This window comes from Stenotrophomonas sp. (genome assembly GCF_032103445.1).
Lineage (GTDB): Bacteria > Pseudomonadota > Gammaproteobacteria > Xanthomonadales > Xanthomonadaceae > Stenotrophomonas.
The window spans coordinates 14,818-35,981 of record NZ_DAMDFR010000012.1 but is presented as its reverse complement, the minus strand read 5'-3'; the positions used below and the strand labels follow the sequence as shown (position 1 = coordinate 35,981).

25 protein-coding genes and 1 tRNA gene are annotated in these 21,164 nt (G+C 63.4%); 16 read left to right on the top strand and 10 right to left on the bottom strand.

Going from position 1 to position 21,164, the window contains the following annotated elements; all coding sequences use genetic code 11:
* The first annotated feature begins 61 nt into the window (after positions 1 to 61).
* The 5 genes from RT551_RS06740 to RT551_RS06720 all read left to right on the top strand — a co-directional run bounded on the left by RT551_RS06740 (position 62) and on the right by RT551_RS06720 (position 3,855).
* Entirely contained in the window at positions 62 to 364 is a 303-nt protein-coding gene (locus RT551_RS06740; protein WP_313456763.1) for a hypothetical protein, read from the top strand.
* Positions 365 to 473: 109 nt separating this feature from the next.
* Positions 474 to 890 carry a hypothetical protein gene (locus tag RT551_RS06735; RefSeq protein ID WP_313456761.1) on the top strand — a complete coding sequence of 139 codons (417 nt, stop codon included), beginning with the start codon at positions 474 to 476 and terminating at the stop codon, positions 888 to 890.
* Positions 891 to 1,172: 282 nt separating this feature from the next.
* On the top strand, positions 1,173 to 1,886 hold the full coding sequence (locus RT551_RS06730) for a hypothetical protein (protein ID WP_313456758.1): 714 nt from the start codon (positions 1,173 to 1,175) through the stop codon (positions 1,884 to 1,886).
* A 469-nt stretch (positions 1,887 to 2,355) separates the two neighbouring features.
* Positions 2,356 to 2,883, top strand: coding sequence for a hypothetical protein (locus RT551_RS06725; RefSeq protein WP_313456756.1), 528 nt, complete (start codon positions 2,356 to 2,358; stop codon positions 2,881 to 2,883).
* A 594-nt stretch (positions 2,884 to 3,477) separates the two neighbouring features.
* Positions 3,478 to 3,855 carry a hypothetical protein gene (locus RT551_RS06720; RefSeq protein WP_313456755.1) on the top strand — a complete coding sequence of 126 codons (378 nt, stop codon included), beginning with the start codon at positions 3,478 to 3,480 and terminating at the stop codon, positions 3,853 to 3,855.
* 35 nt (positions 3,856 to 3,890) lie between these two features.
* Here RT551_RS06720 and RT551_RS06715 read toward each other — a convergent pair whose 3' ends face one another.
* Positions 3,891 to 4,181 (bottom strand): hypothetical protein, encoded by a 291-nt coding sequence (locus RT551_RS06715; protein WP_313456753.1) that lies wholly within the window; start codon positions 4,179 to 4,181, stop codon positions 3,891 to 3,893.
* Positions 4,182 to 4,314: 133 nt separating this feature from the next.
* Between RT551_RS06715 and RT551_RS06710 the strand changes: the two genes are divergently transcribed.
* From RT551_RS06710 to RT551_RS06700, 3 genes are all read left to right on the top strand, one after another.
* Positions 4,315 to 5,316 (top strand): HWE histidine kinase domain-containing protein, encoded by a 1,002-nt coding sequence (locus RT551_RS06710; RefSeq protein WP_313456751.1) that lies wholly within the window; start codon positions 4,315 to 4,317, stop codon positions 5,314 to 5,316.
* Positions 5,317 to 5,330: 14 nt separating this feature from the next.
* The gene (locus RT551_RS06705; RefSeq protein WP_313456748.1) at positions 5,331 to 5,717 is read left to right on the top strand and encodes a response regulator; all 387 of its coding nucleotides are present in this window, start codon (positions 5,331 to 5,333) and stop codon (positions 5,715 to 5,717) included.
* A gap of 336 nt (positions 5,718 to 6,053) precedes the next feature.
* Positions 6,054 to 6,227 (top strand): DUF1328 family protein, encoded by a 174-nt coding sequence (locus tag RT551_RS06700; protein ID WP_311191962.1) that lies wholly within the window; start codon positions 6,054 to 6,056, stop codon positions 6,225 to 6,227.
* A 34-nt stretch (positions 6,228 to 6,261) separates the two neighbouring features.
* Here the strand turns inward: RT551_RS06700 and RT551_RS06695 are convergent, their stop codons facing one another.
* From RT551_RS06695 to RT551_RS06685, 3 genes are read right to left on the bottom strand one after another with little or no spacing between them, the layout of a single operon-like run.
* The gene (locus tag RT551_RS06695; RefSeq protein ID WP_313456744.1) at positions 6,262 to 6,684 is read right to left on the bottom strand and encodes a hypothetical protein; all 423 of its coding nucleotides are present in this window, start codon (positions 6,682 to 6,684) and stop codon (positions 6,262 to 6,264) included.
* A 23-nt stretch (positions 6,685 to 6,707) separates the two neighbouring features.
* The gene (locus tag RT551_RS06690) at positions 6,708 to 6,932 is read right to left on the bottom strand and encodes a hypothetical protein (protein WP_282298244.1); all 225 of its coding nucleotides are present in this window, start codon (positions 6,930 to 6,932) and stop codon (positions 6,708 to 6,710) included.
* 2 nt (positions 6,933 to 6,934) lie between these two features.
* Complete coding sequence (locus tag RT551_RS06685) at positions 6,935 to 7,705, bottom strand: MipA/OmpV family protein (RefSeq protein ID WP_313456742.1); 771 nt, start codon at positions 7,703 to 7,705, stop codon at positions 6,935 to 6,937.
* A gap of 114 nt (positions 7,706 to 7,819) precedes the next feature.
* Here RT551_RS06685 and RT551_RS06680 point away from each other — a divergent pair, with 114 nt between their 5' ends.
* The 6 genes from RT551_RS06680 to RT551_RS06655 all read left to right on the top strand — a co-directional run bounded on the left by RT551_RS06680 (position 7,820) and on the right by RT551_RS06655 (position 12,872).
* Entirely contained in the window at positions 7,820 to 8,494 is a 675-nt protein-coding gene (locus RT551_RS06680) for a response regulator transcription factor (RefSeq protein ID WP_311191959.1), read from the top strand.
* On the top strand, positions 8,491 to 9,828 hold the full coding sequence (locus RT551_RS06675) for a HAMP domain-containing sensor histidine kinase (protein WP_313456740.1): 1,338 nt from the start codon (positions 8,491 to 8,493) through the stop codon (positions 9,826 to 9,828). The genes RT551_RS06680 and RT551_RS06675 overlap by 4 nt, the downstream gene beginning before the upstream one ends.
* 83 nt (positions 9,829 to 9,911) lie before the next feature.
* Positions 9,912 to 10,625 carry a hypothetical protein gene (locus tag RT551_RS06670; RefSeq protein ID WP_313456737.1) on the top strand — a complete coding sequence of 238 codons (714 nt, stop codon included), beginning with the start codon at positions 9,912 to 9,914 and terminating at the stop codon, positions 10,623 to 10,625.
* A gap of 23 nt (positions 10,626 to 10,648) precedes the next feature.
* Positions 10,649 to 11,710, top strand: a complete 1,062-nt coding sequence (locus RT551_RS06665) for a linear amide C-N hydrolase (protein ID WP_313456735.1) — start codon at positions 10,649 to 10,651, stop codon at positions 11,708 to 11,710.
* 293 nt (positions 11,711 to 12,003) lie between these two features.
* Complete coding sequence (locus RT551_RS06660; RefSeq protein ID WP_313456734.1) at positions 12,004 to 12,207, top strand: hypothetical protein; 204 nt, start codon at positions 12,004 to 12,006, stop codon at positions 12,205 to 12,207.
* 131 nt (positions 12,208 to 12,338) lie between these two features.
* Complete coding sequence (locus RT551_RS06655) at positions 12,339 to 12,872, top strand: DUF3011 domain-containing protein (protein ID WP_313456732.1); 534 nt, start codon at positions 12,339 to 12,341, stop codon at positions 12,870 to 12,872.
* A 166-nt stretch (positions 12,873 to 13,038) separates the two neighbouring features.
* On the opposite strand, the gene dxs is transcribed toward RT551_RS06655, so the two are convergent.
* The 5 genes from dxs to RT551_RS06630 all read right to left on the bottom strand — a co-directional run bounded on the left by dxs (position 13,039) and on the right by RT551_RS06630 (position 18,809).
* Positions 13,039 to 14,937: a 1-deoxy-D-xylulose-5-phosphate synthase gene (dxs, locus tag RT551_RS06650; RefSeq protein ID WP_313456729.1), complete on the bottom strand. Its 1,899-nt coding sequence runs from the start codon at positions 14,935 to 14,937 to the stop codon at positions 13,039 to 13,041.
* A 113-nt stretch (positions 14,938 to 15,050) separates the two neighbouring features.
* Positions 15,051 to 15,710, bottom strand: a complete 660-nt coding sequence (locus RT551_RS06645) for an HNH endonuclease (RefSeq protein ID WP_313456727.1) — start codon at positions 15,708 to 15,710, stop codon at positions 15,051 to 15,053.
* 120 nt (positions 15,711 to 15,830) lie between these two features.
* Positions 15,831 to 17,621, bottom strand: coding sequence for an acyl-CoA dehydrogenase C-terminal domain-containing protein (locus RT551_RS06640; protein ID WP_313456724.1), 1,791 nt, complete (start codon positions 17,619 to 17,621; stop codon positions 15,831 to 15,833).
* A 51-nt stretch (positions 17,622 to 17,672) separates the two neighbouring features.
* Positions 17,673 to 18,158: an LEA type 2 family protein gene (locus RT551_RS06635; RefSeq protein ID WP_313456722.1), complete on the bottom strand. Its 486-nt coding sequence runs from the start codon at positions 18,156 to 18,158 to the stop codon at positions 17,673 to 17,675.
* A gap of 114 nt (positions 18,159 to 18,272) precedes the next feature.
* Positions 18,273 to 18,809, bottom strand: a complete 537-nt coding sequence (locus RT551_RS06630; RefSeq protein ID WP_313456720.1) for a lipocalin family protein — start codon at positions 18,807 to 18,809, stop codon at positions 18,273 to 18,275.
* 210 nt (positions 18,810 to 19,019) lie between these two features.
* Here RT551_RS06630 and RT551_RS06625 point away from each other — a divergent pair, with 210 nt between their 5' ends.
* Positions 19,020 to 19,283 (top strand): DUF1902 domain-containing protein, encoded by a 264-nt coding sequence (locus RT551_RS06625; protein WP_313456719.1) that lies wholly within the window; start codon positions 19,020 to 19,022, stop codon positions 19,281 to 19,283.
* Positions 19,284 to 19,917: 634 nt separating this feature from the next.
* Positions 19,918 to 20,823 (top strand): ADP-ribosylglycohydrolase family protein, encoded by a 906-nt coding sequence (locus RT551_RS06620; protein ID WP_313456716.1) that lies wholly within the window; start codon positions 19,918 to 19,920, stop codon positions 20,821 to 20,823.
* Between the two features lie 145 nt (positions 20,824 to 20,968).
* On the opposite strand, the gene RT551_RS06615 is transcribed toward RT551_RS06620, so the two are convergent.
* Positions 20,969 to 21,044 (bottom strand) — tRNA-Phe (locus RT551_RS06615).
* Between the last annotated feature and the right edge of the window lie 120 nt (positions 21,045 to 21,164).

Sequence of the window (21,164 nt, the reverse complement as noted above, 5' to 3'; positions counted from 1 at the left end):
TCCGGGGCCAGGCTTTTCTCCCTCGCAGGATATGAGACGGCCGTCCGTAGGATTGCGCGCCATGCTCCCTCCCGACTTCCGCTGGCGTGCGATAGGTGCCGCCGACCACGACCAACCAAACCAATTGTTGCTCGACTCGGTCGAGGTAGCACGCCTGTACCAGCGAGTGGACGACCACACTTGGTGGATCAGCCTCAACAATCAGCGGGGCCGAGAGTTGAGAAAACAGAAGCTTTGTAGCGGTTATGAGCGTGGGAAGGCCGGCGCAGAACTTTGGGCTGAGCGGCATCAGGCGCGCCTGCGAGCCGAGGTCGACCAATACCTTCAGCGGCTCGAGGACCGGCGCTCGCAGGTGAGGCGCTGAACCGTGTCGCCTTCCAGCTTCCGGTCAAAGTGGCCATTCGGCCAGTTGAACTGAGAAGGTGTAGGATTCGGATTGGCCTGGACGTGCCGGGCTGACCAAGGAGATGGCGATGTTTACAGACCAGCAGTTCGTAGCGTTGCCGGCAGCACACGCGAAGCCGGGCGATTTGGTTCAGAAGGATGGTTACTGGCTGCTGGTGGTCGAGGGCCCCTTCTTTCTGGTTCTACATGGATCGGGCCGTGGGAGACTGCTAAACCTAGGGGAAGACTACATACTGGGGCTGAAGAAGGTCGGAAAAATTGAGATCGGCTTCAACGATATGCAACATGCGACTGGTCGAGCAGGCGCGGATAGCATTGCGGTCTTCACAGACCAGGGTCTACGTCTGGCGGGCCGCCATGAGGGTGACCCTTGGCTTCTCTTCGACGAGAGCGGAGTGCAGCTCGCGGAAGAGGGACGGATTCGGGGCGGCGAGTTTAACGTACGTGTAACACTCACGGATGGGTCAACGCAGCAGTTGATCTAGATCCCGAGCCGGTGAGCCGCATGGCCTAGGTTTGGCAGGTGCCAGCCCCTCCCAGTGGTCCAGGAAGCACCGTACCCCGGTGCGGATGCTGAAGGCACAGCGCTGAACCCCCATCCTTTGATGTGACCGGTCAAGTTGTGCAGGCCGTTGAAATGTCAAGGGATTGTGGGGTAGGGTGCCTCCAATGAACCTCTGGATTGCCCACCAAGGGAACCCGTGTGCGTTTCCCTTGTCCTACAATAGACCCAACCGAACAGAGAGAAAGCACGTGGAGTTCATGGAATGACTAAGAGTCTTGAAGGGATCCAGCTGGCTCTGTTCTTCGCCAAATCTCCCGACATCAACGTTGACGACCTTTGCCGCGCCGCGACCGGTAACGATCCGGACTCGACCGAGCGACAAAAGGCCACGGGCATAGTAACTGCGACGTTGCTAGAGGATAAGGTTCAGATCAGATTTGTTCTGTCCCCAGTGCGCTGTGACATATATTTCTCTCCTGAGATGGAGCCGAGCCAAGAATTTCCTCCGAAGAGTTCTGTGCCATTTGAGCAGGTTTTTTCTTTCGCGTCGCGGGTATGCACCGCTGCGTCCGCGTACTTGAAAGAAGCGCAACGTGTGGGGCTGGTTATAGCTACCGTCCAGGATTATCCGTCGCCGGCAGCGGCGTTGGTAGGGTTGAAGAAGGCATTACCCTTCAGTTTTGACGCCCCACCATCTTCGGAAGATGTGGTTGTCCAGTACAACGTGAAGCGGTCGGTTACGGCAGGGAAGAACACGTTTGAGCTTAATCAGCTATTTAATAAGCAGACTGGTGTTGTTCAGATGGTGCATGTCGGGCCCCATGGCGCAAATTTAACTATGAAGAGCGCCTTGAGGGAGACGGTCGATGTGAATACATATCCGCACCCAGACGCGCCGCCGCTCGCTGGTGGGCGTCTCGAGAGTGCTACTGGAGCGGTAATTGCTCAAGCTAAGTCTGTCCTGCAAACGGGCTGAATATGGACGAATCCTCGAAATCACTTCAGCTATGGCTATCAGGCGCTATCGGGCGTGATCCGCGGCAGAAGTTGCTGGCCAAGACAGGGCCTGCACTTCGCGTCATGTCTCGCGACCCAGAGGTGAATGCGGAGTCATTGCATGTGGCGGCGGCGTTTCTCACTTTGTTGGACGCCAGGGGCGTCACTGTTGCTCCTATCCCGTCAATCGACGCAGATGGAGATGTGGTTCTTACCTGGATCATAGGAGACACACAGGGAAGTGCATTCTTTAGCGGCAGGGCAATATCAAACGTTATCAGTCAGGGACGCCGCATAGCGCACGTGAGTGAGGAGATGCCGGCTAGCCAGGATTCGATTGAGCAGAATTCATTTATTGCGTTGGGAGGGGCGGGGCAAGGATGGCAGCCGAACATCAAGAATTCATCAGTGATGGCGATAGAGTCTGCAGGCAGATCTTTGAGCCCCGCATGCGAGAGCCCTATCCCAATGTCTCGGCCGCAGCTTATCCGTCTCAGTTCCAGTTCAAACAGGGAAGCAGCGGCAGGCGAGTCGAGTCGGTTCTCTGGGAGCGGCATTGCGACCAGGAAGCCTGCGCCGAGCTCGGCAGGGTAAAGGCGCAGGCGGACCGAGAGCGCAGGCTGTCCAGCCACCCCGAGACTCTTGAGGAGGACCTACCCACCTATGTAGGCTTTTTCGGCACGGAGGCAGGTCGAGTTCGCGGAACTTTTTGCGATGACGATTATTATTGCGAGCCGGGAGTCTTTTCCGTTGAGCACGAGCCTGAGAACGGCGTATTTGCGCACGCGCATATCGTTTTGAACGATGGATTCCTCGATTCTATGCGGCAGTCGGTGTCGCTCGATCTCGGGCCAAACGTTGCGGCCCGCCTTAGCGAAAAGCAGGCACGCCAGCATGCGATTCATATGCTTGTCAGGGTGTTTGAGCGTTTGGGGCTCTCTCAGATTGGTGGGCAGCTTGTACCTCTCGCGGGATAGCCGGCATGTGCAAATTGAACAAGCGCTACCGCTTCAGTGTGTGTCAGAATCCGTGGCAGGTTGCAATAAGCCGTTGAAATTGTTGAAATTGGTGCGGATTGCAAAGCCGTCTACGCCAGCCTATGCACACAGGTTCGCGGGTCGAGGGTCCTTGTCGCGAAGGCATCAGGAGCCTTCACCCTATGTGTGCGTAACCTCTTGATGCGTATAGGCCGAAATTTGCTATCTCGGCTGCGCCGTTAAGATGCGGAACTCCTTACGCATCAATGGCATGGCCCAGTCAGAAACGATGCCTGGGGGGCAGAGGGTCGTCGGTTCAAATCCGGCCGTCCCGACCATTGTTGGTGAAGATCAAGGGCTTGAACCTCGCGGTTCGGGCCCTTTTTCGTTGGGTTGGGAAATTCTTACAAGAATTTGAGGTTGACTGACCCGTCCGAACATCTAGTATTCGCCTTGAGGTCGGGTGTTCCGCCGTAGCGGGGCCCGAGAGCGAATGACTCTCCCGGCCTCCTTTCAGCGGTACACGCCGTAGACCACCACCGCCCGTTTGGGCAGCATGACTGGATCCCGGATCCACTTTCCGGCGGGTGAAAAATGGACCGTCGAGTTCCCCGCGCCTTGATGCTGTCAATTGCATTGCTGGTAGCAACACATGCGATTGCCATTTGGCAACTGGTCGAGGTTTCCAACACGTTGGGGGTAGCGCTTTGGCTGCCTTACACCGCGCTTGCTGTCATCTACCTGCTGGTGTTTGCCTGGCTGGCTCTGATTCTGTTGGGAAAACGCTGGGCACGTACGGTGTACACCGCCGTCGCGATCCTGGGTTTGTTTTCCTACATTCCGAGCCTTGATCAGCTCGACGTTCTCGACTGGTGCGTAGGTGCGATCAAGCTCGCGGCGCTGGGGCTGCTGCATCTGCCATCGAACGACTTCTGGTTCGGCAAGGCACAAGAGACTGAAGCCCTGACATAGCGCTCCAACTGCGATTCGCCTCGTACGATCAGGTACTACTCCCGCACCATCCGCATCCATCGGTATACGCCGTAGGCCACCGCGGCGACCGCTGGCAGCACGCCAACCCAGATTGGCAATCGCAGCGCCAGCACCATGAACGCACCGCAGATCAAGGCCAGCAGGCCCAGTCCGAGAAGCTGAAGGTCCAGCACGGCAACCTTTGTCGCATCTTCGCCGACCGAGCGGGCCGGTCGCCCGCGATTCGCCCGCAGCCGGCGTGCCACCCATACGTTGGTGACGAAGTCGACTATTCCTTCGATCAGCTCGCCGATGAGTCCCGACATGGTCCAACCTTGGCCCAGTTTATGAACAGAGTCATCTTCAAAGACGGCGGTCGTCCGGTCAAGTGGGCTGTGACCCTGATGCCCCGTTCACAGCCACCGCTCTAGATTCGGCCCATCCAAGGGGACCGAACACGTGCTCCAGCCGGAACAGGACACTCCAACCTGGCGCATCTACGAGACGCTGCTGCAGGCGACGCCCGATCTGTCGTACGTGTTCGATCTGCAGCACCGGTTCATTTACGCCAACAAGGTCCTGCTGACCATGTGGGGGATGAGCTGGGACGAGGCGATCGGCAAGACCTGCCTGGAGATCGGCTACGAGCCGTGGCACGCGGCCATGCACGACCGCGAGATCGAACAGGTGATCGCCACCCGACAGCCGATCCGCGGTGATGTGCCGTTCCCGCACGCCACGCTCGGCGTGCGCATCTACGACTACATCTTTACCCCGGTGATCGGGCCGGATGGGCAGGTCGAGGCCATTGCCGGCAGCACCCGCGACGTCACCGAGCGCAAGCGCCATGAACAGCACCAGCAACTGCTGATCAACGAGCTCAATCACCGGGTCAAGAACACCTTGGCGACCGTGCAGTCGATCGCGCGGCAGACCCTGCGTAGTGCGGCCGGGTTGGAAGATGCGAACGCGAAGATCGAAGAGCGCCTGGTCGCATTGGCCAGTGCGCACGACATCCTGACGCGTGAGAACTGGCACAGTGCCGATATCCGTGACCTGGCGCAGTCCACGGTGGATGCCTACGGTGCCCCCGGTCAGTTCCAGCTGGAAGGCGACAGCTGCCGGCTGGATCCGCGCCGTGCGCTGGCCCTGGCGATGGCGCTGCATGAGTTGGGCACCAACGCCGCCAAGTACGGCGCGCTGTCCTCCCGCGAGGGGCGGGTATGCCTGCATTGGTCCAGCACCGATCTGGACGGCGATCCACGCATTGAAGTGGTGTGGGAGGAGCACGGTGGCCCCGCCGTGCACGAGCCGGCGCAACGTGGCTTCGGATCTCGCCTGCTTGAACGGGGACTCAAACACGATCTCGGCGGTGGGGTCGAACTGGCATTTGCACCGGACGGCGTTCGTTGCCACCTGTGGATGCCGCAGCCGAACCTGGAGGAGGGACAGCTGATATGAGCAGGAATGTACTGGTGGTTGAAGACGAAGCGATGATCATGATGCTGATCGAGGATCAGCTCGTTGATCTGGGTTACGTGGTCCATACCGCGCCGAGTGTGCAGGCAGCCATGCTGATCCTGCGCGATCAGAGGGTCGACTTTGCATTGCTGGACGTCAATCTGTCCGGCACATCGTCAGAGCCGGTAGGGCATGAACTGGAGGCGCGCGGCATTCCGTTCGCGTTTGCGACAGGGTATGGGCAGCAAGGAGTGGGGGAAGCGTTCCGCGACCACTTGTGCCTGCAGAAGCCCTTCCGTGTGGTGGACCTGAAGCGCACCCTGGAGGCTCTGGAGCACCAATGCGCCGAGATGGGTCCTCAGGTCAGCGCGCGCACCACTTCCTCGATCAGGATGATGTAGCAGGCCAGGAAATAGACCTTCAGCAGGGCGGGGTGCTGCTTGGCAACGAAAGCGCGCATGGCGGTCTTGCTGTTGTGTGGGACGTCATCATTGTGACCACGGGGTGAAACTGAGGCAACGGTCACACATTCAGTGAAATGACGACGCATTTCACCAAAAGTCAATGCAATTCAAACACTTAATTCCGGCGCTCGATGAAGGGCACCTTACCGTTTGTCGGAAAATTCCTACATGACTTTCTTCACATGTCGCTGGCAACCGACTCACCGGGGCAGCACGGGCGACTGGCTACGGTAACGGTCACTTCTTACTCCCCGCAGAGGGAAAGGTTTCAGCATGATCAAGTGGGCCATCATTTTTGCCATCATCGGCCTGATTGCCGGTGCGCTGGGCTTCGGCGGTATTGCCGGCGGGGCCATCGGCATCGCCAAGTTCCTGTTCTGGGCCGGCATCATCATTGCCGTGGTGCTGTTCCTGCTGGGCATGACGGTGGCCAAGAAGGTCACCTGAGTTCGGCGTCCCCTGGGACACGCATGGCGTGTCCCTAAGCCGGGCGCGTCAACGCCAGCAACCCTTCCAACAACCGCTCGGCCCGCGGACCGCCATCATCGTCCAGCGGGTACGCCAGCGACTGCAGCCAGAACCCATGCGCGGCGCGGCGCGCGGCGGTCATGCGGTGATCCCGCCGCTCTTCGGGAAACTGCTCCAGCTTTTCAATAATCCACACCTTCAGCGCCTGCGCGATCTGCGGATCCGGTCGGCCGCCCGGCGCATCCGGGCCGGGCAGGCGCGGGGCCAGGCAGGCACGGAAGATCGCCGTGACATAGGCGCGCGAAAAGCGCCCATGCGGCACAGGGTCCAACCCCATCAGCACTGCAACAGCATGATCGAAATCGACCAGGGCCACGTCCAGCGCAGGGTCATTCGCTGCTTCGGCAATGCGCAACAAAGGGAAGGGGCGGGGCATGGGGGTCTCCTCAGGTGAAGGGCTCAATGCATCGCGGGCAGCTGTGCGGGGCGTTGGCCGGGCTGTGCCAGCAGCCCGTGCAGCAGCATCAACACGCGTTCGCCCTGGCCATTGCAGGCCAGTTCGAAGGTGGTCTTGCCCCCTCGAACCGGCAGCCGGGTATACACAATCCATTGCAGTACGCGCTGGCGGTCCGGCTCTATCTGCAGCGCCAGTTCCGCCACGCGGCGTACGATTCCCCGGCGCATGCTCAGAACCCGTAGCTCAGTGCGATCAGGGCACTGTCCATGTGCTTGCCTTCGGTCATCGGGCTGTCGGTGATCGCGTCGGACAGGCGCGTGCGTCGCAGCGACCCGGTGGCCACCCAGTGCGCACCCAGCGGCATGATCGCGGTCAGGTCGATGTACGGCGAAACGCCGCTGCCGGCCTTGTACGTGGCCAGGCCGCTGCGCGCGGATTCGCGTGCGCTCACGCCGAAGTAGTAGTCGTTGAGGTCGGCGCTGGCATAGCCGGCCCCGATCCCCGGAATCAGGGTCACCTTGCCGGTCGGAATGGGATAGGCGTACTTGGCATCGGCCGCGAAACCGCCACCGTGGCCGCTGACCTCGGCCTGCACATTGGCCTGCACGATGCCCCACGGCGCGGTGTGCCGCACGGCCACGCCGGCCATCGCCGACAGGCTGCGGTTGGACAGCTGGCGCAGCTGCACGTCGTCGGTGTCCTTGTGCTTGAAGCGCATCATGTACGGCGAAGCCAGCAGCGAAACCTCGGTGCTTTCGCTGTTGAACAGCTTCCAGCCGAGGCTGCCGCCACGCAGGTGGAACGACTTGCCTTCGTAGTTCACCACCGGAATCGGCAGCACGTCGGTGTCATAGCCGGCGTACGGCGATTTCTGCGCCGCCACCGCCAGCCCGACGCTGCTGCGCGGCTTGGCACCGGGTGCCACCTGGGCCTGCGCGGCGGTGCTGGCCAGCAGGGTGACGACCGCCACGGCGGGTAAAAGAAGGGGTTGAACGCGCATACACCTCCCACTTTGAGAATGCCAAGCCGCCATCCTGCCGGCCGGACATTGTGGGAACGTTGCGCCGCCGGCCGCGCTACCATGCGCGCCGGAACCCCCTGTACGCTCTGCCCCATGCGCATCCTGCTGCTTGAAGACGACCCCGAACTGGCCAGCGCCATCCAGGCCAGCCTGGGCCGGCACGGCATGGTGGTGGACCTGGTGACCTCCATGGCCCATGCCGCCGAGGCGCTCAAGGCCAATGTGCACCAGATCCTGCTGCTGGACCGCCAGCTGCCTGATGGCGACGGTGCCAACTTCGTCCGGGTGGCGCGCAGCCATGTCCCCAACCTGCCGGTGATCATGCTCACCGCGCGGGATTCAGTGGCCGACCGGGTGGTCGGGCTGGACGTGGGCGCGGACGATTACCTCACCAAGCCGTTCGCGGTGGAAGAGCTGCTGGCGCGCATCCGCGCCATTTCGCGGCGGCCCTCGCAGATCGCATTGCCCACCCTGACCCTGGGCCGGCTGCAGTTTGATTTCGTGGCGCGCGAGGCCACCGTGGATGGCACGCTGCTGGTGTTGCCGCGGCGTCAGTTGCTGGTGCTGGAAGCACTGGCGTTGCGCCAGGGCCGCACGGTGGCGCGTGAAGCGCTGCAGGAAGCCGTGTACGGTTTCGACGACGCCATTCAATCCAACGCGCTCGACGCGCACGTTTCAAAGCTGCGCAAGGCGCTGGCCGAAGCCGATGCGCGGGTGGAAATCCACGTGATGCGTGGCATCGGTTATCTGCTCAAGGACGTGCCATGAAATTCCTCAAACCCGGCTCGCTGAGTTTCAGCCTGGCCTGGAAGATCTGCCTGATCCAGGTGGCGATGGTGATCATCGCGCTGACCGGCATTGCGCTGGTCTATGGTGACCGCAGCACCGCCTACATCGACTGGAACACCAGTGAACTGGTCGCCGATGCGATCACGCTGCAAGGCGACGCCCTGCAGGTGGACTGGCCGGCCGTGGATGAGGCGGTGCCCGATCGAACCACAACCTTCTGGTTTGCTGCTGCCGACGAGCAGGGCCATCGCATAGAGCACGGCAACGTCCCCGAGGTGTACCGCCCGCTGGTCGAGCAGTTGGCCCATGTGGAGCCCACCGACGTGCGCACCCGCAGCCGCGGCATGGACCTGGCGATGCGCGTGTGGGTGTCGGATCGGGACGAAGGCCGGGTGCACGTCATGGTCGGCGGTGTGCCGCAGCGCGGCTTCTGGCGGCAGTTGCTGGTCATCATTGGCTATCTCGGCGGCTGGATCACCTTGCCGCTGATGGCCATCACCCTGGTGGTAGCCCCATGGGCCATTCACCGTTCGCTGCAGGGCGTGAACCGGGTCGCCGCGCAGGCCGCCGCCATCGAAATCAGCGAACGCGGCCGTGGGCTGGATACGCATGCAGTGCCACGCGAGATCGTGCCGCTGGTGGATGCGTTCAACGCGGCCGTGCGCCGCATCGGCGAAAGCTACGATGCGCAGGACCGCTTCCTGGTCGGTGCCGCGCACGAGCTGCGCATGCCGATTGCCATTCTGGCCACCCGCATTGGCGACCTGCCGCCGGGTACGGTACGCGCACGCCTGCAGCGCGACCTCGGGCGGCTGAGCAATATCGCCGAACAGCTGCTCGACCTGCGGCGGCTGGATCATCACCGCAGCCAGCAGCAGCGTATCGATCTGGCCGCGCTGACCCGCGAGGTGGCCGCCGACGTCGCGCCGCTGGTGGTGGATGCGGGTTACGAATTCGAAGTGGATGCACCGGAAGCACCCGTGTGGGTGCGCGGCGATCCCGACGCGCTGCATCGCGTGATCAGCGGCCTGCTGCAGAACGCCATCGCGCATGGCGGTGGCCACGGGTTGGTTGCGGTGGCGCTGCAACCGGGCGGGGTGCTGTCGGTCAGCGACGAAGGCGATGGCGTACCCGAACAGGCACGGCAATCGATCTTCGAACCGTTCCATCGCCTGCGCCCCAGTGGCAGCGGGAGTGGCCTGGGGCTGTATCTGGCGCGGGAAATCATGCTGCGTCATGCCGGCAGCATTGCGGTGGAAGAGGCCGCCGGTGGCGGCGCACGCTTCGTGGTGACGCTGCCGGTGGAGCGCTGACACGCACGGTTCACCCTCTCATCACCGTGCATGCGTTGTGATGATCCGGCACTGCCTTCGTTCCTTCCCCCCGAGGACCGCTGATGCGCCGGTATGGATTGCTGCCGTGGTTGCTGCTGCCTTCGGCGGCGTTTGCACAGGATGATGCATGGCGCGTCAGCGTCGTGCCTTACGTGTGGGGAGCCAGTCTGGAAGGCGACGCAAAGCTCGGGCCGCTGCCTTCGGTGTCGGTGCACCAATCCTTCAGTGACACCCTCGAACACCTGGACATGGCCGCAATGGCCGTCATCGACCTGCGTCGGGGGCGTTGGGGCCTGCTGTCCGACCTGACCTGGGTGGATACCAGCGAAACCGCACAGGTACCCCGCGTGGGCCTGGACGCAGAACTGCAGACGCGCATCGTGACCGGCTCGCTGATGGGCCAGTACCGCTTCATTGACGACCCCGTCTTCCGGATGGACGCCATCGCCGGCGCGCGTTACTGGCAGCTGCGCGGCGACGTCGACGTGCCCGCGCTGGGCCGCGATGCTTCCGTGTCACGCGATTGGGTCGATCCCGTGCTGGGTGTGCGCATGGCCTGGGTGTTCACTGAGCGCCAGGGCATCACGGTGTGGGCGCTGGGCAGCGCGGGCGACGAGGTCAGCTGGGACCTGATGGCCAGCTACGGCCTGCGCATGACCGAACACAGCTGGTTGCGGCTGGGGTACCGCTCGCTGTCGTTGCGCGAGATCAGCCCCGGCGTGGATCTGGATCTGACCCTGGCCGGTCCGGGCCTGGGCGTGGAGTGGCGCTACTGAGTTTCCCCCAAAGGAGGTTTGCGATGCGTTCGATGTGGTCGTTGCGGCCGGCGTTGCTGGCGTTCTCGTTGTCTCTGCTGGCCGGTGAGGCTGATGCCTGCACACGCGTGGTGTACCTGGGGGCGAATGACGATGTCATCACCGCCCGCTCGATGGACTGGAAAGAGGATGTCGCCACCAATCTGTGGGTGTTTCCGCGCGGCATGCAGCGCAATGGCGAGGTCGGGCGCAATTCCATCGAGTGGACCGCGAAGTACGGCAGCGTGATTGCCAGTGGCTACGACATTTCCACCACGGACGGCCTCAACGAAAAGGGCCTTTCGGCCAACGTGCTGTGGCTGGTGGAGTCGGAGTATCCGCAGCGTGGCAACGGCAAACCCGGGCTGGCGATTTCCCTGTGGGCGCAGTACGTGCTGGACAACTTCGCCACGGTCGATGAAGCGGTGAAGGCGCTGGAGCGTGAGCCCTACACGCTGGTGACGGACAAGCTGCCGGGAACGGATCGAACCGCCACGCTTCATCTGTCGATGTCCGATGCCAGCGGTGACAGTGCCATCGTTGAGTACATCGGCGGCAAACAGGTCATCCATCACGGCAGGCAGTACCAGGTGATGACCAACTCGCCGAAGTTCGACCATCAACTGGCGCTCAATACGTACTGGCAGCAGATTGGCGGGACGGTGATGTTGCCTGGTACCAACCGCGCCTCGGACCGTTTCGCGCGCGCCAAGTTCTACATCAATGCCATTCCGAAGAGCGAGGATCCGGTCGAGGCGCTGGCCAGCGTGTTCAGCGTCATCCGCAATGCGTCGGTGCCGTTCGGCATCACCACGCCGGAGGAGCCGAACATTTCCTCCACGCGCTGGCGCACCGTGGCCGACCACAAGCGCAAGCTGTATTTCTTTGAGAGCGCGCTGACCCCGAATACGTTCTGGGTGGATCTGAACAAGGTGGATTTCAGCCAGGAGACCGGCAAAGTGCTGAAGCTGGACCTGGGCAAGGACCAGCGCAATGTGTTTGCCGGTGATGCGTTGGCGCAGTTCACGCCGTCGCAGCCCTTTGCGTTCCTGGGCACCGGAGACTGACGGATGGCCTGGCACCGCGTTGACACGCATGGCGTGTCACTACAGGTCGCCCGACCAAGTGGCACCGGGCGACCCCCATTCCGGCCGACCAAGGATCGTAGTGACACGCCATGCGTGTCAAAGCCATGTTCCTGCGCACGCAATCCCGCCCTGCGTGGCTTCGCGGTGCCCAACCCGTTCGCAGCCACGCAGGGCGTGGCTCTACGGCGTATCTGACACCAAACTCAGATAAATCTGATAGCCCGACGGCCGTGGCAGACGTACTGTCCACTCATCCACCCGGAGATGCGCCGATGTTGATCACCGTGCAGCACCACGACCACCGCTGGCAGGTACTGCCGCCCGGCAGCGAAGACGCCGTGACCTTCGCCGAGGGCTCGGTCGCGTTCGATTTCGCCGATACCCTGGCCCGCGAACACCATGCAGAGACCGGCCGCAGCAGCCGCGTCCGGGTCGCCGTTGAAAACGCTTTCGTCGACGCCGTGCATTACGGCTGAGCCGGGCAGGGCGGTCAGCGCCACGTCGGGTAGTTGAATCGACCCTGAAATCAGGCCATCCGGCCTATAGGCGAACGCCAGCGTTTCGCAGATGCTGTGCCCATTCATCCAACCGGCACGAGGAGCATCGCATGACGCACGGAAAGCAGAACTGGCTGTGGGGTTTGCTGCCGGTGGCGGTACTGGCCCTGGCGGGCAATGCGCAGGCGCAGCGCTATGACGATGGCTACTACAACGATGGCCCGGTGCGCTGCGAATCAAACAAGAACCGCACGGCGCAGTGCCCCTTCGAAGGCCGGGCGCGCCTCGTGCGCCAGCTCTCCGGCTCGCCCTGCATCGAGGGCGATACCTGGGGTCAAAGTCGCGGCGGCATCTGGGTCACCCGTGGCTGCCGCGCCGAGTTCGTCGCCGAACGCGGGCGGCCCTCCCATGGCGGTGGTCACGGCTGGGGCGGCAACGGTGGGTACGGCGGTGGGCGCGGCGAAATCATTGGCTGCGATTCCAACGACAACCGTATGCGCCGCTGCAACGTCAGCATCCGCCGTGACGTACGCATGATCCGCCAGCGTTCGAATACGGCCTGTATCGAAGGGCAGACCTGGGGTTGGGACCGCAACGGCGTGTGGGTCAACCGCGGTTGCCGCGCCGATTTCGAAGTCCGTTGACGGCATCTGCGTCCGGGTTTCACATGGACACGCATGGCGTGTCCCTACAGATCGCCCGACCAACCAAACCCGTGCGACCCCAAAATGCGGGCGACCAAGGATCGTAGTGACACGCCATGCGTGTCAACGCCATGATCCTGCGCACGGAATCACGCCATGCGTGGCTCTACGCCACCTCGGTGCGTTCGCCCAGCTTCGGCCAGCGCTTCAACACCGCCGCCCGAATCCCCGCCGCATCAATACCGGCTTCCGCCAGCAGATCCTCACGGCTGGCGTGATGCTGGAAGCTGTCCGGCAGGCCCAGGTGCAGGAACGGGCGCAGCACGTCTTCGTTGTTCAACAACTCAGACACGCCAGACCCGGCACCACCGGCCACCACGTTGTCTTCCACGGTGACAAAGCCTTCGTGGGTGCCGGCCAGCTGCAGCAGCAGGGCACGGTCCAGCGGCTTGATGAAACGCATGTTGACCACGGTCAGGCCCAGCTCGCGGCCCACCGCTTCCGCGGCCGGCACCGTGCTGCCGAACGCCAGCACGGCGATCCGGCTGCCCTGTACGCGCACGTCCGCCTTGCCGATCTCCAACGTGGACAGATCCGTGCCGGCGGCCACGCCGGTACCGCTGCCGCGCGGGTAACGCACCGCGGCCGGACCTTCGTAACGCAGGCCGGTGGTCAGCATCTGCCGGCATTCGGCTTCGTCGGCCGGGGCCATCACCACCATGTGCGGCACGCAGCGCAGGAAGCTCAAATCAAGGTTACCCGCATGCGTGGCCCCGTCCGGGCCGACCACGCCGGCGCGGTCAATCGCGAACAGCACGTCCAGCTTCTGGATCGCCACGTCGTGCACCAGCTGGTCATAGGCGCGCTGCAGGAAGGTGGAGTAGATCGCCACCACCGGCTTGGCCCCCTGGGTGGCCATGCCGGCCGCCAGCGTCACTGCATGTTGTTCGGCAATGGCGACGTCGTAATAGCGCTCCGGGAATTCCTTGCTGAAGCGGACCAGGCCCGAGCCCTCGCGCATCGCCGGGGTAATGCCCAGCAGGCGCGGCTCATCGGCAGCGGCGTCGCACAGCCAGTCGCTGAACACATCGGTGTAGGTCGGCTTCTTCACCCCGCCCTTGGCCACCAGGCCCTTGTCCGGGTCGAACGGACCCACGGCGTGGTAGCCGATCTGGTCGCCCTCGGCACGCTCGTAGCCCTTGCCCTTGGTGGTCATCACGTGCAGCAGCTTCAGGCCCTTCAGACCCTTCAGCGTTTTCAGCGTGGATACCAGTGCCGGCAGGTCGTGACCGTCGATGGGCCCGGTGTAGTGGAAGCCCATTTCCTCGAAGAACGTGGACGGCACGAACATGCCCTTCCAGTGTTCTTCCCAGCGCTTGACGAAGCGCGCCGGCGGCGACTTCTTCTTGTCGCCCAGAATCCGCTTGCCACCTTCGCGCAGCGCATTGAGCGTGCGGCTGCCGGTGGCGCGGCCGAGGATCTTGGTCAACCCGCCCACCGCTTCGGAGATGGACATGTTGTTGTCGTTGAGGATCACCAGCAGGTTCGGCTCCTGGTCCATGCCACCGGCATGGTTCAGGGCTTCATAGGCCATGCCGGCGGTCATCGCGCCGTCACCGATCACCGCGACCACGCGGCGGTCATCGCCCTCGCGCTGACGCGCGATCGCCATGCCCAGCGCAGCCGAGATCGAGGTTGACGAATGGCCCACCCCGAAGGTGTCAAACTCGCTTTCCTCGCGCTTCGGGAACGGGGCCACGCCGTCCTTCTGCTTGACTGTGTGGATCTCGTCGCGGCGGCCGGTGAGGATCTTGTGCGGGTAGGTCTGGTGGCCCACGTCCCACACCAGCTGGTCGGTCGGGGTCTGGTACAGGTAGTGCAGGGCGACGGTGAGTTCGATCACGCCCAGCCCGGCCCCGAAGTGTCCGCCGCTCTTGCCCACCGATTCGATCAGGTAGGCACGCAGCTCGCCCGCGATGGCGGGCAGTTCGGACTCTTCAAACCGACGCAGGTCATCCGGATTCTGGATGCGCGACAGGCGGGGATAGCGGGCGGAATCGATCATGTTTTCTGCGCTTCTTCTCAAGCGCCTATTTTCGCCCCCAAACCGGGGTGGAGCAAGCAAACCGCGCCGGCGGTGAGCAATCGGTGAGGATGCCTGCGACAACCTGACGCAGGTCAGGCCGACAGTTTCGAGCGTTTGGGCAGCTGCGCCTTCAGGAACGCCATCTGGTCGGCCAGGATATTGCGGTTGGACAGGATCATGTGTTCGATCCAGCTGGGCCGGTAGGGCACCGCCAGCAGCGGCATGCTGGCTTGCTGCGGAGTCCGGTCGCTCTTGCGCGAGTTGCAGTGGAAGCAGGCGCTGACCACGTTTTCCCACACATCGCGGCCGCCCTTGGAAATGGGCATGACGTGGTCGCGGGTCAACTGCGGCCGGTTGAACTGCTGGCCGCAGTACAGGCACAGGTGGGCGTCACGCGCGAACAGCGCCTGGTTGGTCAGGTTCGGGGTGGGATCCAGCGCCCGCGATCGGGCATGGCCGCGCGCGGCGATGATCGGGTGCAGGTCCATGCCGCTGCGCAGCCCGGTGGTGCGGCAGGTGCCGCCATGGATGTGCAGGCAGGGGTCGCCCAGGGTCCAGGCCACGGCTTCGCGGGCGTACAGGCAGGCGGCGTCCTGCCAGGTGATCCAGTCCAGCACCCGGCCGTGGGCATCCAGCGACAACAGGCGCACGGTGCCAGGGCGATACAGGGTGGGCGACGGCGAAGCGTCGGCGACCGGCGCGGAAGACGCTCCGGTATCGATCAGACCTAAGCTTTTAGTGTCTGTCTCCATCGGGAAAACAGCTTATACCGGAACGGTGACAGTTTGTGTAGAGGCATCGCCTCTACGCAAACTGTCACCGTTCCGGTCCGCGAACCGGTAGGTGCCGACCGTTGGTCGGCACCGGGGGCTTTACGCCCCGAAACGCGCGTCTTCCATCGCCATCAGCGGCTCGGCACCGGCCTGGATGGCGGCGGCGTGGCTGAGCGTGCGCGGCAGCATGCGGCTGAAGTAGAACCGCGCGGTTTCACGCTTGGCCTGCTTGAACGCCTCGCTCTGCGCGGACGCATCCGCAGCGGCCACGCTGCGCGCCCACCAGTAAGCCAGCACCACGTAGCCGGAATAGAACAGGTAGTCGTAGCTGGCCGCGCCCAGTTCTTCCGGGTTGGCCGCCGCGCGCTGCAGGGTGGCCATGGTCAGCTGGCCCCATTCCTGCGCCTTGGCGCGCAGCGGAGCAATGAACTCGGCCAGCGCCTCGTTGCCTTCATTGGCCTTGGCGAACGCCTCGATCTCGGCCAGCATCAGCTTCAGGCCTGCGCCCTGGCTGGCGGCCGTCTTGCGGCCGATCAGGTCCAGTGCCTGGATGCCGGTGGTGCCTTCATACAGCGTGGTGATGCGTGCATCGCGGGCCAGCTGCTCCATGCCGTGTTCGCGGATGTAGCCGTGGCCGCCGAAGCACTGCAGCGCGTTGTAGGTGTTCTCGATGCCCCATTCGGTCTGGCAGGCCTTGGAAATCGGGGTGAGGAAGCTCACCAGCGTTTCCGCGCGTTCGCGCTCGCCCGCATCTTCAGCGTGGTGGGCCACGTCGATCAGGGTCGCCGCGTGCAGCGCCAGCAGGCGGCTGCCTTCCACCAGCGATTTGATCGACAGCAGCATGCGGCGCACGTCCGGGTGCACCAGGATCGGGTCGGCCGGCTTGTCCGGGTTCTTCGGGCCGCTCAGCGAACGCGACTGCAGGCGCTCGCGGGCGTACTTCAGCGCGTTCTGATACGCACGCTCGGACAGGCCGATGCCCTGCAGACCCACGCCCAGGCGTGCGGTGTTCATCATCGTAAACATCGCCTGCAGGCCCTTGTGCGGCTGGCCCACCAGGTAGCCTTCGGCACCATCGAAGTTCATCACGCAGGTCACCGACCCCTTGATGCCCATCTTGTGCTCGATCGAGCCGCAGCGCAGTGCGTTGCGCTCGCCGACGTTGCCGCTGCGATCCACCTTGAACTTCGGGGTGACGAACAGCGAAATGCCCTTGGCCCCGGCCGGTGCGTCCGGCAGCTTGGCCAGCACCAGGTGCACGATGTTGTCGGTGAGGTCGTGCTCGCCGGCGGTGATGAAGATCTTGGTGCCGGTGATCGCGTAGCTGCCGTCGGCGTTCGGTTCGGCCTTGGTCTTCAGCAGGCCCAGGTCGGTGCCGCAATGCGGCTCGGTCAGGCACATGGTGCCGGTCCAGCGGCCTTCGATCAGCGGCTTCAGGAACGCGTCCTGCTGCCACGCCTCACCGTGCTGCTTCAGCGCTTCAATCGCGCCGTGCGAGAGCAGCGGGAAGTTGCCCCAGGCCAGGTTGGCGGCGTTGATCATTTCGTTCAGCGGCACGCCCAGGGTGTGCGGCAGGCCCTGGCCACCCAGTTCCGGCGCAGCGGTCAGCCCGGTCCAGCCGCCTTCCACGAACTGGTCGTAGGCCTGCTTGAAGCCCGGCGGGGTGGTCACTTCGCCGCTGGCCTGGTCCAGCACGCAGCCGATCTCATCGCCCACGCTGTTCAGCGGTGCCAGCACGCCGGCGCTGAAGCGCCCGGCTTCTTCCAGCACCGCATCGACCACATCGGTGGTGGCATCGGCAAAGCCCAGTCGCGCGAACAGCGACTCGGCCTTGAGCACGTCGTGCAGGGCGAAACGGATATCGGAAAGCGGGGCGGTGTAGCTGCTCATCGTTGGGTCTCGATCACATGCTGGAAAGGGTGGGGCGGCGAGGGCCGTGGGTCAGCGCAGCACGCCCGGCAGGCCCGGAGCCTGGTTGAGCGTGCTGCGGCCGGTGATATCGAAGCTGCGTTGTTTCTTTTCTTCCGGCGTGGCCGCCACGGTGCCCTTGAGGCTGTAGCTCAGGGTGCGGTTGCCGGCCAGCGCGTCTGCGACCACGATGCGCGCGGCCGAGCTGGGCGTGAGTTGAACGTTGATCACATCGGCCGATACCCCGCCGATCGAGATGCCCGGGCTGGCGGCGAGCGTGCCGGCGTCCTGGTCGCCGACCTGCATCTGCAGGTTCACGTTGTCGAAGGTCATCGGCATCGAACTGAAGTTCTGCAGGCGCAGCGCCAGGGTCCAGCTGCCATCGGCCTGCACGGTCAACTGCTGCACGCTGGCGGCGGGCGGCGACACGCGCTTGACGGTCTTGTTGCAGGCGGTCAGCGCCACGGCGGTGGCGGCCAGCAGGGCCAGGGTCAGCAGGGGGCGAAGGCGGCGGAACATGGGCGCGAATCCTCGTGCAGGGTGAAGAGCATACTACGGCGTATGGTGCTTGTGGGGGTGTACGACACCCGGCCCATCCTAGGGCGGCTTCATGACGTTCACCATCCCCGCGCCTCACTCCACCGGTGCCATCACCTTCAGCGGCCCCAGGTCATACCCCATCGCCTCAGCCTTGCCCTTCAGCTCCGCAAACAAGCGCGCGTCCATCGACGGCGACCGCGACAGAATCCACAAATACTTATGCCCCGGATCCCCCACCACGACCCACTGGTAGTCCGGATCCAGCGCGATCACCCAGTAATCCGCCCACACAAACGGCACCCACGACAGCCAGTCCGGCGCGAACCGCACCTGCAATTGCCCGGGTTCCCCTTCCACCGGCCGCGCCACGCCTTCGGCGGCAATCCTGCCCTCGGCGGTACGGCAGGCGTTGTAGACACTGATCCGGCCATCCCCGCGCAGCGCGTACGTCGCGGTGATGTCGCCCAGGCACTTCTTCTGGAACGACACCGGCAGGTGCGCGATCTCATGCCACTGCCCGGCATAGCGGCCCATGTCCAGCGCCGGCACCGAGCGCACCGGTTCAACGGCACTGGCGGCAAATGTCGTCAACAAAAGGCTGAAGGACAGCAGGGCAGGGCGAAGGCGCATGAAGGTCTCCCGGCAGGAGGCCAGAGCTTAGGGGGCAGGGTGGAGCAGGATGTAAAAATTCTGTGTGCGTAGAGCGGGGCTTGCCCCGCTGCTTCACCAACACCGGGCCAATACCGCCAACACGTGTCGCGATCCCCAATCGTGATGCCCGCAGCTTCTACCTACCATCTCTGCCAGGGAGCAGCGATCTGTTCGCTGCAGGAGGCCGAAATGAATCTGCATTACCGGTTGGGCTGGCCACTTGGCCATTTCCTCGCGCGCTGTGGTTTCCCCACAACCATCCGCCTGGACATCACGCACAACGAAGAAGCCAACGTGTACGTCGGCACCAGTACCGATCTGCCTGGGCTGTTGGTTGAAGCAGCTACATACGAGGACGCCGCGCGTGAGGCAACGATGCGGGTTCCCGACATGCTGAAAGCGGTGGGTGTCTGTCGGCGCGGCGCGCCCACTGACTTCGAGCGCAGTCTGTAAGTCACTACGAACAATAAACGGCACGTAGGCCCGGTAGCGTCGGTCGACAGACGACGGCCGTGAAATATCCAACATTCGATAACGCATGACCCCAAATCCACACCGCTGCGTACGAATCATGTCGCGTTTCACTCTGGACGATACGAAGCTGCGGAGAGACTCTCTGTCGTCAATCGGACAAGGGAAACAGGAGAACAGTGATGTCGGTCAACAGGAGCGGAAGCTCATTCGTCAGAGGGTTTCGCTCGGCATTCGAACTCATGCCGACCGAGGCCAGGAAAGCGCATCGGAACACCATTCTTGAGGCGCATTCCGAGGGCATACGCAATCTTTGGGCGCAGGTGGGCGAAATGGTGAGAGGAGAAGAGCATGAAATCTCAGGGAAGAGCGCGGGTTCGAGGCAAGTCCAAGCGAAAACGGAAGCCCACACCAATCCCTACCTCTGGTGACTCGACCTGCGCACATTGCCGATGGCCACGGAGCCTGGTAGCGTCGGTCGACAGACGACGGCCGTGAAACAACCAACGTCCGGTAACGCATGACCCCAAATCGACGCCGCCGTTGATCAGCGCCAACAGCAGCCGGGCAAGCCCGGCTCTACAGATCCACGCGCCATTCGGTCCTAGAATGCCCCATGGACATACAAGACAGATATCGCGGCGCGCTCCTCGGCCTGGCCTGCGGCGACGCCGTCGGCACGACCGTGGAGTTCAGCCCGCGCGGCAGCTTCACCCCACTCACCGACATGGTCGGCGGTGGGCCGTTCGGACTCAAAGCCGGGCAGTGGACCGACGACACCTCGATGGCGATGTGCCTGGCGGAGAGTCTCGTGCGGTGTGGTGGCTTCGACGCGCGCGACCAGATGAACCGCTACGCCAACTGGTACCAGCATGGTTACTGGAGTTCGACGGGAACGTGTTTTGACATCGGCAACGCCACACGCGGTGCCCTGCACAACTTCCTGACCACCGGCCAACCGCTCGCCGGCAATGACGACCCTGGCAGCGCCGGCAACGGCTCGATCATGCGGCTGGCTCCGGTGGTGCTGCGCTACCTGGACGCGCCGGACATGCTGGAGATGGCGGTGCTCAGTTCACGCACCACTCATGCCGCCGCCGAATGCCTGGATGCCTGCCGTCTGTTCGCCACTGCGCTGGCGCGCGCGCTGCACGGGCAGAGCAAGGATGACGTTCTGAATCTGGGAACCGTCAGTGTGAGCAGCGAAGGCCTGCGCGGTATCGCCGAAGGCAGTTACCTCAGCAAGTCCCGCGATCAGATCCACGGTACCGGGTACGTCGTGCAGAGTCTTGAAGCCGCGTTGTGGTGTTTCGCCACCACCGACACGTTTGCCGATGCGGTACTTGCCGCCGCCAACCTTGGTGATGACGCGGATACCACGGCGGCTGTAGTGGGGCAGGTGGCAGGTGCGTTCTACGGTGCTTCCGGAGTGCCCGCGCACTGGCTCGAACGCCTGCATCAACGTGCGGACATCGAACAGCTGGCCGATGCGCTGTATGCGGCGGCAGGTGAAACACCGTAGAGCCGGGCTTGCCCGGCTGCTCTTGGCTCTCTCGATGAAAAGCAGCCGGGCAAGCCCGGCTCTACGAAATCTTCCGCATCAGATCGAGCGCGAACTGATCTGAAAAAGAAAAAGGGCTCGCATTTCTGCGAGCCCTTCAAAATTATGGTGGCCGAGGACGGAATCGAACCGCCGACACGGGGATTTTCAATCCCCTGCTCTACCAACTGAGCTACTCGGCCACTTCATCGCTGCGTTGCCGCTGGCGAGGAGGCGAACTATACGGAGGTCTGCGGATTTGGGCAAGCATTTCGCAAAAAAAATTTCACATTGATGGCTGGGCACTGCTCAGACGCGGGTAA